The following is a 12,441-nucleotide window of genomic DNA, read 5'->3' on the forward strand; positions in this document are numbered from 1 at the left end:
CATGTACGAGTCCCCCAGCTGGCTGCATGAGTTGTGGATCGCCCGGGATACGCTCTGGGCGGGGTTTCAGGCCAGTGTCGCGGTGTCGGCACTGGCGATTGTCTTTGGCACGCTGATCGGTATCGTCGCCGGGTTGATCCTGACCTACGGCAAATTCTGGATGCGCGCACCGTTTCGCCTGTATGTCGACCTGATCCGTGGCACGCCGGTGTTTGTGCTGGTGTTGGCGTGTTTCTACATGCTGCCGGCGCTCGGCTGGAAAATCACCGCGTTCCAGGCCGGCGCCGTCGGGCTCACGCTGTTTTGCGGCTCCCACGTGTCGGAAATCGTGCGCGGTGCACTGCAAGCCATTCCCCGTGGGCAGTTGGAAGCAGGCAAGGCAATTGGCCTGACATTCCGGCAGTCCCTGGCCTACGTGCTGCTGCCCCAGGCGCTGCGACAGATCCTGCCGACCTGGGTCAACTCCTCGACGGAAATCGTCAAGGCCTCGACCTTGCTCTCGGTGATCGGCGTGGCTGAATTGCTGCTGAGTACCCAGCAGGTGATCGCACGTACCTTCATGACCCTGGAGTTCTACCTGTTCGCCGGGTTTCTGTTCTTTGTCATCAACTACGCCATCGAGTTATTCGGGCGCTACATTGAAAAACGGGTGGCCTTGCCATGAACCAACCTCAAATAACCGAGCCGCTGCTGGACATCCGCGGCCTGCGTAAACAATACGGCGAGGTCGAAGTGCTCAAGGGCGTCGACCTGTCCATGGCGCGCGGCAACGTGGTGACGTTGATCGGCTCCAGCGGCTCGGGCAAGACCACCTTGCTGCGTTGCGTCAACCTGCTCGAAGAGTTCCAGGGTGGGCAGATCACCCTGGATGGCGAGTCCATTGGCTACAGCGACATCGGCGGCAAGCGCGTGCGTCACCCCGAACGCGTGATCGCCCAGCACCGGGCGATGACCGGCATGGCGTTCCAGCAGTTCAACCTGTTTCCCCATCTGAGCGCGTTGCAGAACGTCACCCTCGGCCTGTTGAAAGTTAAGAAAATGCCTAAGGACGAGGCGGTGGCACTCGCGGAAAAATGGTTGGACCGTGTAGGACTTCTGCAGCGCCGCGATCACTTCCCCGGCCAGCTGTCCGGCGGCCAGCAACAGCGTGTGGCGATAGCCCGTGCCATTGCCATGAACCCGAGCCTGATGCTCTTCGACGAAGTCACTTCGGCCCTCGACCCGGAATTGGTGGGCGAGGTGCTCAGTGTGATCAAGGGCCTGGCGGAAGAGGGCATGACCATGTTGCTGGTCACCCACGAAATGCGCTTTGCCTATGAAGTCTCGGACAAGATCGTCTTCATGAACCAGGGCCGGATTGAAGAGCAGGGCTCGTCGAAGGACATCTTCGAGCGGCCGCAATCGCCGCGCCTGGCGGAATTTCTCAAGAACATTCGTTTTTAATCAGGAGCATCGTTTTATGAGCATCACTCGTTACGGAGCCGGCAGTACGGCCGGCGGTGGCCAGCCGCGTCCCTTCGCCCGCGCGGTGGAAGCGGACGGTTGGTTGTACGTCTCGGGCCAAGTGCCTGCGGTGGACGGCGAAATCATCACCGGCGGGATCATCGAGCAAACCCGGCAGACCCTGCGCAATGTGGTGGCAATCCTCGAAGAAGCCGGCTACGAGTTGAAAGACGTGGTGCGGGTCGGCGTGTGGCTGGAAGACCCGCGGGACTTCTGGAGTTTCAACAAGGTCTTCGGCGAATACTTCACCCCGGAACACGCCCCGGCGCGGGCCTGTGTGCAGGCCAACATGATGGTGGACTGCAAGGTCGAGATTGATTGCGTGGCCTACAAGAAAAAGGGCTAAATTGCCCTCACTCTTAAGCCCACCAGAGATCAAATGTGGGAGGGGGCTTGAACCCGATAGCGGTGTATCAGTAACAGATGTGTTGATTGACACGCCGCCATCGGGGGCAAGCCCTAATGCCAGTCAGTTAAGGCTTTTTGTAGGAGCGAGCTTGCTCGCGAAAAACTCACAGGCGCCGCGTTCATTCAGGAAGCACGCGTTATCGTTGACGTTTTTCGCGAGCAAGCTCGCTCCTACAGGAGGCGATGTACGCTTAACTGACTGGCATTAGGGCAAGCCCCCTCCCACAGTGGACCTGCGCCAGCCCTACCATTTCGACCGGACCGAAATTGCCATGACCGAAGACACCATCAAACGCCGCGCCAAAGGCCTGGACCGTGCATTCGATATCCTCGATTTTCTCAAGGAAATCGGCCAGCCCCTGCGCCCGAATGATATTGCCAGCGGCATCGGCAGCCCCAAATCCACGGTCTACGAATTGGTCGCCTCCTTGTTGGAGCGGCGCATCCTCGAAACCGTGGGCAAGGACGGTCACGTCTACCTCGGCCGTCAGTTGTACTTCCTCGGCCAGGCGCATCTACGCCATTTCGACCTGACCCGCGAGGCCGACCACGCCTTGCAGGAGATCGTCAGCCAAACCCACGAAACCGCGCAGATGTGCCTGCTCAACGGGCGCAAATACACGGTGGCGCTGATGCGCGAAGGCGAGCGGCATTTCCGCATTTCCTCGGACATCGGTGAAGACGCGCCGATCCCATGGACCGCCTCCGGGCGCCTGTTGCTGGGGCACTTGAGCGACCAGCAGATCATCGACCTGATCGACCACGACGACTTTATCCTGCCGGACGGCCAGCGCCTGCCGCAGGAGACCTTTCTCGCGCAAATCCGCCAGGCCACCCTCGACGGGTTCTTTTCCTTCGACAGCGTGGCCGACACCTTTACCCACTGCTTTGCCGCCCCGGTCCGGGACGCGCAGGGCATCAGCATTGCGACGCTGTGCATCGTCGCCCCTCGGGCCGATGCGAGCAAAAACTACAACGACTATCGCCGGGTGTTGATCGACAGCGCCAACAACCTGGCTCGTCGCATCAACGAATAGGAGTTTTCCATGTCAGCCATCAATGCCGTTGAAAAGGGCGCCGCCGCCGTCGGTGCCCACCTGGTCCGCGACGTCGGCCTGCCCGCCCTGGTGCTGCACCGCGATGCCCTGGAGCACAACATTCGCTGGATGCAGGATTTCGTCAGCAACAGCGGCGCGGAACTGGCGCCCCACGGCAAGACCAGCATGATGCCGGCGTTGTTCCAGCGCCAGCTTGCTGCGGGCGCCTGGGGCATCACCCTGGCCAACGCGGTGCAGACCCGCGCCGCCTATGCCGGTGGCGTGCGCCGGGTGCTGATGGCCAACCAGTTGGTGGGCGCACCGAACATGGCGTTGATCGCCGACCTGCTGGCCGACAAGGATTTCGACTTCCACTGCATGGTCGACCACCCGGACAACGTCGCCGACCTGGGCCTGTTCTTCGCTGCCCGTGGCCTGCGCCTCAACGTGATGATCGAATACGGCGTGGTCGGTGGCCGTTGCGGTTGCCGCAGCGAGCAGGAAGTGCGCGACCTGGCCAAGGCGATCAAGGCCCAACCAGCCCTGGCCCTCACCGGTATCGAAGGCTACGAAGGTGTGATCCACGGCGAGCACGCCATCAGTGGCATCCGCGACTTCGCCGCGAGCCTGGTGCGCCTGGCCGTGGACCTGCAAGACAACGGGGCCTTCAACCTGCCCAAGCCTATTATCACGGCGTCGGGGTCGGCCTGGTACGACCTGATCGCCGAGTCCTTCGAAACCCAAAACGCAGCTGGTCGTTTCCTCAGCGTGCTGCGCCCCGGCAGCTATGTGGCCCACGACCATGGCATCTACAAAGAGGCGCAGTGCTGCGTGCTCGACCGCCGCGGCGACCTCCAGGAAGGCCTGCGCCCGGCCCTGGAAGTCTGGGCCCATGTGCAATCGTTGCCTGAGCCGGGGTTTGCGGTGATCGCCCTGGGCAAGCGCGACGTGGCCTACGACGCCGGTTTGCCGGTGCCGCTTAAACGCTATCGCGCCGGGATCCTGCCGGCGGAAGGCGATGATGTGAGCGCCTGCACCGTCACCGCCGTGATGGACCAGCACGCCTTCATGACCGTCGCGGCAGGTGTCGAGCTGCGCATCGGCGACATCATTTCCTTCGGCACCTCGCACCCTTGCCTGACCTTCGACAAGTGGCAGGTCGGCTGCCTGGTGGATGAGCAGTTGCGGGTGATCGAGTCCCTGGAAACCCGTTTCTGAGTGTAAAGCCATGACCACCACCCATCCCCGCATCGCCCTGATCGGCGAATGCATGATCGAATTGCAACACCGCGCCGATGGCAGCCTGCAACAGAGCTTCGGCGGCGATACCCTGAATGCGGCGGTGTACCTGCGCCGTGAGCTGGGGGATATCGGCACGGTAGACTATGTCACCGCCTTGGGCGATGACAGCTTCAGCGACGCCATGTGTGCGCACTGGGCCGAAGAAGGCCTGGGGCTGGAGCGGGTCCAGCGCCTGCCCGGACGTTTGCCCGGCTTGTACTGCATCCAGACCGATGCCAACGGCGAGCGCAAATTCCTCTACTGGCGCAACGAAGCGGCCGTGCGCGACTGCTTTACCACGCCGGCGGCTGCGCCGATCCTGGCGGCATTGCCGGACTACAACGTGGTGTATTTCAGCGGCATTACCCTGGCGGTGCTGGGTGAGGTCGGGCGCCGGCGCCTGCTCGAAGTCCTGATCGAAACCCGCCGACGTGGCGGCGCAGTGGTGTTTGACAACAACTACCGGCCACGGCTCTGGGCCACGGTGGACGTTGCCCGCGAGGCTTATCGCAGCGTACTGGCCGAGGTGGATATCGCCTTGCTGACCGAGGATGACGAACGCGCGTTGTTTGGTTATGCCGACAGCGAACAGGTATTCGCGGCGTACCCGGCGATTGCGGAAGTGGTGCTCAAGCGCGGTGCGGATGCGTGTTTGATCCGTTGCGACGGCGAGCGCCTTGCCGTGCCGGCGCTGAAGGTGGAGAAGGTGGTGGACACCACGGCGGCGGGGGATTCGTTCAGTGCGGCGTACCTGGCCAGTCGGCTCAAGGGTGGTTCGCCCCAGGAGGCTGCTTTGGCCGGGCATCGATTGGCGAGCCGGGTTATCCAGGTGCCGGGGGCGCTGATCCCCAGGGAGTAGGTGAATGGCCGCCTGCGGCGGATCGGGAGCAAGCCCCCTGTGGGAGGGGGCTTGCTCCCGATAGCGGTCTTAAGCCAAAGCCTCAATCCCGGTAAAACACCTGCACCAGGTGATACCCGAACTTGCTCTTGATCGGCCCGTGAACCACCTTAACCGGTTTCTTGAAGATCACCGCATCGATCACCCCGACCATTTGCCCCGGCCGCACTTCACCCAAGTCGCCGCCGCGCTTGCCGGACGGGCACGTGGAGTACTTCTTGGCCAGCACATCAAAGGCTTCGCCCTTGGCAATGCGCTGCTTGAGTTGTTCGGCTTCTTCGCTGGTTTTCACCAGGATATGGCGGGCTTGGGCTTTCATCGGTCTCTACCAGGTGTGCGACGGCGCGCGATTATGCCTGAACTGAATCATCGACGCTGATCATGCTGCGGATTTTGGTCGCCAGCAGGTCGATGGAAAACGGCTTGGCGACCATGTCCATGCCGTCCTCCAGGAAGCCCTGGCGTTCGGCGGCTTTCTCCGCGTAGCCGGTCATGAACAGCACCTTGAGCCCCGGCCGATGCTGGCGAGCGATCTCCGCCAGTTGGCGGCCGTTCATGCCGGGCAGGCCGACGTCTGTCACCAGCAGGTCCACGCGCAAGTCCGACTCCAGCAACGGCAGCGCTGCACGCGCATCCCCCGCCTGGTGTGCGGTATAACCCAACTCGTCGAGCACATTGACCACCAGCATGCGCACCGCCGGGTCATCCTCGACCACCACCACCGCTTCGCCGGCAAGGGCCAGCGGGACTTCGCCCAGATGGGCGGGCTGGCTGCTTTCCAGGGAGGTGCCGTGCAGGCGCGGCAGGTACAGGCGCACGCAGGTACCCTGGCCCGGTTCGCTCTGGATGGTCACGTGGCCACCGGACTGCTGGGCAAACCCATAGATCATCGACAGCCCCAGGCCGGTGCCCTGGCCGATGGGTTTGGTGGTGAAGAACGGGTCGAACGCCTTGGCGAGAATCTTCGGTGCCATGCCGCTGCCGTTGTCACACACGCCGAGCATCACGTAGTCGCCGGCCCTGACCGGTTCGAGGGTGGTGATATCGGTGCCGTCCAGGTAACTGTTGGCGGTTTCGATCAGCAGTTCGCCGCCATCGGGCATGGCGTCGCGTGCGTTGATCACCAGGTTGAGCAGGGCGTTTTCCAGTTGGCTGGCGTCGGTGTTGACCGGCCAGATGTCGCGGCCCAGTTGCACCTTGAGCGTGATATGCGCGCCCTTGGTGCGCTGGAACAGCTCCTCCAGGGACGCTACCAACTGGTTCGGATCCAGCGGGCGAAGGTCCAGCGACTGGCGCCGCGAAAACGCCAGCAGACGGTGGGTGAGGGCGGCCGCGCGATGGGCCGAGGACACGGCGGCGTCGGTAAAGCGGCCGATCTCGTCGCTGCGCCCGGCGGCGATGTAGCGCTGCATCAGGTCCAGGCTGCCGATGATGCCGGTGAGCATATTATTGAAGTCGTGGGCGATACCGCCGGTGAGCTGGCCCACCGCTTCCATCTTCTGCGCATGGCGCAGGGCATCTTCGGCGCGCTCGCGCTCGAACATCTCGTTTTGCAGGCGTTCGTTGGCTTCGGCCAGCGCCTGGGTGCGCTGGGCCACGCGCTCCTCGAGGTTTTCGTTGAGGTGGCGCAGGGCTTCTTCGGTGAGTTTGCGTTCGGTTTCATCGATGACAAAGATGTAGAAACCGTTCACCGAGCCGTCATTGCTGAAGCGCGGCAGGTATTTCATCAACGCATGGCGCGGGCGGCCATCGCGATGGGGGGTGACGGTCATGAAACTGCAGGCCTTGCCCCTGAGCGCAGCGGTGATCTTGTCCTCGCGCCCGGCGTACACATCGTCGCCGAGCACCTCGCGGATGGTCTTGCCGTACAGCTCCTGGGGCGTCATGCCGTACCAGTCGAGGTAGGCACTGTTGTTCAGGCGAAAGCGCTGCTCGTGGTCGACGTAGCCGATCAGCACCGGCATGGCGTTGATGATCAACTGCAGTTCGGTCTGGCTCTGGCGCAGGGCCTGCTCGGTGTTTTTGCGCTCGGTGAGGTCCAGTGCCGCGCCGAGGAAGCGCGCGGGGCGGCCTTGATGATCCTTGTAGCAACGCCCCCGGGCGAACACCCAGCGCACCTGGCCGTCGGCTTGTTGCAGGCGATATTCCTCGGCGTATTCAGTGCCGTAGGTGATGCAATGCTTGATGCTGCGCGCCACCATGCCGCGATCTTCGGGATGTACGCCTTGCAGGTAGTCGCTGATCGGCAACCGGCTGGCGTCGCTTGGATCAACCCCGTGCAGGTAGGCGAAGTGCGCATCGGCGATAAAGTGGTCTTCGCCAATGTCCCAGTCCCAGGTGCCCACCGCATCGGTGGCGGCCAGGGCCAGTTGCAGGCGTTGTTCGGTGTTGTGCTGGACCTTGCGCCGTTCGTTGGTTTCGATGGCCGTGACCAGGATGCCGGCCACATTGGCGCGTTCATCGCGGATCGGGCTGTAGGTCAGGTCCAGCCAGATTTCGGTGTCGCGATTGTTACGTTGCAGGACAAAACGCTGCTCGCTGAAGGTGCGCACCTGGCCGCTCAGCACGGCGTCGTAGATCGGTGCGGTGAAGCTTTCGAGTTCCGGCCAGGTCTGATGCGCCGGCTGGCCCATGGCCTCCGGGTGTTTATTGCCCGCCAGCAGGGCGAAGCCGTCGTTGTAGAGTTGGGTGAGTTCGCTGCCCCACAGCAGGAGCATCGGCATCGGTGAATGGATGACGATGTCCACGGCTGTGCGCAGGCTTTGCGGCCAATCATTGGCCTCACCGAGGGGGCTGTGCGCCCAGTCCAGCCGCGCAATCAATGCAGCGGCTTCGCTGCCGGTGGTTGTTCCCTTCATAAAAAGCCCTGAGCGTAACGCTTTGAAAAATGACAACACCCATTATCCCGTGGGACACCGATGGGTGACTACCCTCGAAAAATAGCATGCATTGAGGGTTTGTCTTCAAATGAGTGCGGCAGGGCTGAAACCTTTCATCTTTCCGCCAGTTCGGGGCGGTCGCGAAATTGCTCCAGGGCCTGCGGGTTGGCCAGTGCGTCGGTATTCTTCACCGGCTCGCCGTGCACCACGTTACGCACCGCCAGTTCGACGATCTTGCCGCTGATGGTGCGCGGGATATCGCTGACGGCGAGGATCTTCGCCGGCACATGGCGCGGCGTGGTGTTGGCGCGGATCACCTGGCGGATCTGTTGCTCCAGGTCCTCATCCAGTTCGATCCCGTCATCCAGGCGCACAAACAGCACGACCCGCACATCGTCCTGCCAGCGTTGGCCGATGGCCAGGCTTTCCAGCACCTGCGGGACTTTTTCCACCTGGCGATAAATCTCCGCGGTGCCGATGCGCACGCCGCCGGGGTTGAGCACTGCGTCGGAGCGGCCGTGAATCAGCAGGCTGCCGTTGGGGCGTTGCTCGGCGTAGTCGCCCTGGGCCCACACCCCGGGAAACTGGCTGAAATACGAGGCGCGCAGCTTCTTCTGGTGCGGGTCGTTCCACAAGCCGATGGGCATCGCCGGAAAGTGCCGGGTGCACACCAACTCGCCTTTTTCCCCGACCAACGGCCGGCCTTGGTCGTCCCACACCTCGATGGCCATCGCCAGGCTCTTGCATTGCATTTCCCCGCGCCGCACCGGCAGCACCGGATTGCCGATCACAAAGCAGGAGACGATATCGGTGCCACCGGACATCGATGACAGGCACAGCTCGGCCTTGATCTCGCGGTACACGTAGTCGTAGCTCTGGGGCGACAAGGGCGAGCCGGTCGAAATCAGGCCCTTGAGGCTGCCCAGGTCGTGGCTCAGGCGCGGTTGCAGCCCGGCCTTTTCCAGGGTGGCAAGGAACTTGGGGCTGGTGCCGAACACGCTGATCTTTTCCGCGTCGATCAGGTCGATCAAGCGTTCCGGGCCGGGGTGAAACGGCGAGCCGTCATACAGCACCGCCGTGGCCCCGATGGCCAGCACCGAGACCAGCCAGTTCCACATCATCCAGCCGCAGGTGGTGTAGTAGAACAGGCAGTCCTCGCTGGATATGTCCGCGTGCAGGCCGTGTTCCTTGAGGTGGGTGAGCAGCACGCCGCCGGTGCCGTGGATGATGCATTTGGGCACGCCGGTGGTGCCGCTGGAATAGAGGATATACAGCGGATGGTCGAACGGCACCGCGACGAATTCAGGCTCGCCGCCGGGTTGGTAGAAGTCGTTCCAGAGGGCGACGCGGGCCTGGGTCTGATAGTCCTCGACGCAGGCCTGGGGCCGTGCATACGGGACGATGATCAATTGCTCCAGGGACGGCAGGCGTTCGAGGATTTCATTGAGCTTGGCGCTTTGGTCGATGGTTTTACCGGCGTAGCGGTACCCGGCGCAGGTGATCAGCACCTTGGGCTCGATCTGGCCGAAGCGGTCGATGACGCCTTGGGTGCCGAAGTCTGGCGAGGAGCATGACCAGATCGCGCCGAGACTGGTGGTGGCAAGCATGCCGACCAGGGTTTGCCAGGTATTGGGCATGCACGCGGTGACCCGGTCACCGCGGCCGACACCGGCCGCCCGCAGGCTGTCCTGCAGGCCGGCGACGTGGGCGGCCAGTTCGGCGTAGGTCAGTTGTTCGCGTTGGCCGTCTTCGCTGATCGCGACCACCGCCGGGTGATCGTCGCGGCGGCGTAACAGGTGTTCGGCAAAATTCAGGGTCGCGCCGGGAAACCACTGGGCGCTGGGCATCTCGACGTCTTCGATCAGCACTGCACTGGGCGGGCTGCGAAACTGCACATCGAAGAACGTGACGATCGCCTGCCAGAAGTCCGGGCGCTGGTCGATGCTCCACTGGTGCAGGGCCGGATAGTCGCTGAGCTGCACGCCGTGGCGATCATTGATAAAGCGCCGGAACTGGTCCATTCGCGTGGTGTGGATGCGTTCGGGGGAAGGTTGCCAGAGGATTTCGGACATCAGCACGGTCTCTTGTTCTTGTAAAAATCTACCCGTCAACATAGATCAACTGTGGGAGGGGGGGGCCCACAGTTTAGAACTCCAGTGTCTGGTTTTATTGGGCCAGCCAGCCACCATCAATGTTCCACGCCGCCCCCCGCACCTGGGCCCCGGCCTCGCTGCACAAGAACAGCACCAGCTCTCCCAGCTGCGACGGCGTCACGAACTCCAGTGACGGCTGTTTCTCCGCCAGCAGATCATGTTGCGCCTGCTGCGGATCGACGCCATTGGCCACGCGATCATCAATCTGCTTCTGCACCAGCGGCGTCAGCACCCAGCCGGGGCAGATCGCGTTGCAGGTCACGTTGCTGGTGGCGGTCTCCAGGCCCACCACCTTGGTCAAGCCGATCACGCCGTGCTTGGCCGCCACATACGCGGCCTTGCCCACCGAGCCGACCTGGCCGTGCACCGAGGCGATGTTGACGATACGCCCCCAGCCCTTGGCCTTCATGCCCGGCAGGCTCAAGCGTGTGCTGTGGAACACCGAGGACAGGTTGATCGCGATGATCGCGTCCCAGCGCTCCAGCGGGAAGTCCTCCACCGCCGCCACGTGCTGGATGCCGGCGTTGTTGACCAGGATGTCGACACCGCCGAACTCACGCTCGGCGTAGGCGAGCATGTCGGCGATCTGCGCCGGGTCGCTGACGTCCGCCGGGTGGTGGCCGACCTTGCCGCCAAACGCCTGCACCTGGGCGACCACCGCGCTGGCGTCGCCGAAGCCGTTGAGGATCAGGTTGGCGCCGGCCTTGGCCAGGCTCAGGGCGATACCCAGGCCGATGCCGCTGGTGGAGCCGGTAACCAGGGCGGTCTTGCCGTTCAATCTCGTCATGAAAACCTCACACAATGCCGGTGGCGTAGAAAGTACCGATCACCACGAACACCGCGAGGGTCTTGATGATCGTGATGCCGAAAATGTCCTTGTAGGCTTCGCGGTGGGTCAGGCCGGTCACCGCCAGCAGGGTGATCACCGCGCCGTTGTGGGGCAGGGTGTCCATGCCGCCGCTGGCCATGGCCGCGACCCGGTGCAGCACTTCAAGAGGAATATTGGCCGCATGGGCCGCCGCAATAAAGCTCTCGGACATGGCCGCCAGGGCGATGCTCATGCCGCCGGACGCAGAGCCGGTGATACCGGCCAGCAGGGTCACGGTAATCGCTTCGTTGACCAGCGGGTTGGGGATGCCCTTGAGCCAGTCCGCCAGCACCAGGAAGCCCGGCAGCGAAGCGATCACCGCGCCGAAGCCATATTCGGAAGCGGTGTTCATCGCCGCCAGCAATGCGCCGCTGACCGCGCTTTTGCTGCCGTCGGCGAGCTTACTTTTGATCGCCGACCAGCCGAATACCAGCACCATGATGATGCCCACCAGCAACGCCGCCTGCACCGCCCAGATCGCGGTGAGCTTGGCGATTTCAGTGGTCACCGGTGCGCTCATGCCCGGCAGGCTGAGGCTGTGGGTCTTGCCGTACCACTGTGGGATCCAGTGGGTGAACAGCAGGTTCATCACGCCCACCAGGATCAGCGGCGACAGCGCGATCCACGGGTTGGGCAGGGCAATGTTCTCGGCGGTCTCAGGCTCGTTGCGCAGCTCGGTGCCGTAGCCTTCACCCGCGCGCTGGGCCTTGTTGCGCTGGCGCGCCAGGTAGAGCATGCCGGCGCAGAACACGAAAATCGTGCCGATCAACCCCAGCCACGGCGCCGCCCAGGCGGTGGTGTTGAAGAAGGTGCTGGGGATGATGTTCTGGATCTGCGGCGTGCCGGGCAGGGCGTCCATGGTGAACGAGAACGCACCGAGGGCGATGGTCGCTGGGATCAGGCGCTTGGGGATATTGCTCTGGCGGAACATCTCCGCCGCAAACGGGTACACCGCAAACACCACCACAAACAGCGACACGCCACCATAGGTGAGCAGGGCGCAGACCAGCACGATCACCAGCATCGCCTGGCGCGTGCCGAGCAAACGGATCGCCGCCGCCACGATAGAGCGCGAGAAACCCGACAGCTCGATCAGCTTGCCGAACACCGCACCGAGCAGGAATACCGGGAAATACAGTTTGATAAAGCCGACCATTTTCTCCATGAACACCCCGGTAAAGGCAGGGGCGACGGCGGACGGGTCGGTGAGTAGCACGGCGCCGAGGGCGGCGATGGGGGCAAACAGGATAACGCTATAGCCACGGTAGGCAGCCAGCATCAGCAACGCGAGCGCTGCCAGGGCAATGATCACACTCATGGTGTGTCTCCATCGGATTGTTATTGTTGTGGGTGAAGCAGTGGGGAGGGCTATAGCGAGATGTGTGCCATATTTTCAAGCTATTGAAATATATGG

The 12,441-nt window shown here is 63.0% G+C and carries 11 protein-coding genes; 6 read left to right on the plus strand and 5 right to left on the minus strand.

All coding sequences use genetic code 11. The features are described 5' to 3' along the window. Window position 1 precedes the first annotated feature (1 nt). From F6S08_RS13115 to F6S08_RS13140, 6 genes are all read left to right on the plus strand, one after another. Window positions 2-664 carry an amino acid ABC transporter permease gene (locus F6S08_RS13115; RefSeq protein WP_065927167.1) on the plus strand — a complete coding sequence of 221 codons (663 nt, stop codon included), beginning with the start codon at window positions 2-4 and terminating at the stop codon, window positions 662-664. After that, entirely contained in the window at window positions 661-1,443 is a 783-nt protein-coding gene (locus F6S08_RS13120; protein ID WP_065927166.1) for an amino acid ABC transporter ATP-binding protein, read from the plus strand. The genes F6S08_RS13115 and F6S08_RS13120 overlap by 4 nt, the downstream gene beginning before the upstream one ends. A 16-nt stretch (window positions 1,444-1,459) precedes the next feature. Then, window positions 1,460-1,849, plus strand: a complete 390-nt coding sequence (locus F6S08_RS13125; protein ID WP_012723821.1) for a RidA family protein — start codon at window positions 1,460-1,462, stop codon at window positions 1,847-1,849. A gap of 334 nt (window positions 1,850-2,183) precedes the next feature. After that, a complete protein-coding gene (locus F6S08_RS13130; RefSeq protein WP_315871692.1) occupies window positions 2,184-2,948 on the plus strand; it encodes an IclR family transcriptional regulator in 765 nt (254 codons plus the stop codon). Between the two features lie 9 nt (window positions 2,949-2,957). Beyond that, on the plus strand, window positions 2,958-4,166 hold the full coding sequence (locus F6S08_RS13135; protein WP_065948194.1) for an amino acid deaminase: 1,209 nt from the start codon (window positions 2,958-2,960) through the stop codon (window positions 4,164-4,166). Window positions 4,167-4,176: 10 nt separating this feature from the next. Further along, the gene (locus F6S08_RS13140) at window positions 4,177-5,088 is read left to right on the plus strand and encodes a sugar kinase (protein ID WP_315871693.1); all 912 of its coding nucleotides are present in this window, start codon (window positions 4,177-4,179) and stop codon (window positions 5,086-5,088) included. Between the two features lie 82 nt (window positions 5,089-5,170). Here F6S08_RS13140 and F6S08_RS13145 read toward each other — a convergent pair whose 3' ends face one another. The 5 genes from F6S08_RS13145 to F6S08_RS13165 all read right to left on the minus strand — a co-directional run bounded on the left by F6S08_RS13145 (window position 5,171) and on the right by F6S08_RS13165 (window position 12,345). Further along, window positions 5,171-5,446, minus strand: a complete 276-nt coding sequence (locus F6S08_RS13145; protein WP_010564624.1) for a peptidylprolyl isomerase — start codon at window positions 5,444-5,446, stop codon at window positions 5,171-5,173. Between the two features lie 31 nt (window positions 5,447-5,477). Further along, the gene (locus F6S08_RS13150; RefSeq protein ID WP_315871694.1) at window positions 5,478-7,985 is read right to left on the minus strand and encodes a PAS domain-containing protein; all 2,508 of its coding nucleotides are present in this window, start codon (window positions 7,983-7,985) and stop codon (window positions 5,478-5,480) included. A 134-nt stretch (window positions 7,986-8,119) separates the two neighbouring features. After that, window positions 8,120-10,078 (minus strand): acetoacetate--CoA ligase, encoded by a 1,959-nt coding sequence (locus F6S08_RS13155; RefSeq protein ID WP_315871695.1) that lies wholly within the window; start codon window positions 10,076-10,078, stop codon window positions 8,120-8,122. Window positions 10,079-10,172: 94 nt separating this feature from the next. Beyond that, window positions 10,173-10,946 carry a 3-hydroxybutyrate dehydrogenase gene (locus tag F6S08_RS13160; protein ID WP_065927161.1) on the minus strand — a complete coding sequence of 258 codons (774 nt, stop codon included), beginning with the start codon at window positions 10,944-10,946 and terminating at the stop codon, window positions 10,173-10,175. Between the two features lie 7 nt (window positions 10,947-10,953). Then, entirely contained in the window at window positions 10,954-12,345 is a 1,392-nt protein-coding gene (locus F6S08_RS13165; protein ID WP_065927160.1) for a GntP family permease, read from the minus strand. Between the last annotated feature and the right edge of the window lie 96 nt (window positions 12,346-12,441).

Origin of the sequence: Pseudomonas sp. JV449, assembly GCF_032424295.1 — a bacterium.
GTDB lineage: Bacteria > Pseudomonadota > Gammaproteobacteria > Pseudomonadales > Pseudomonadaceae > Aquipseudomonas > Aquipseudomonas marginalis.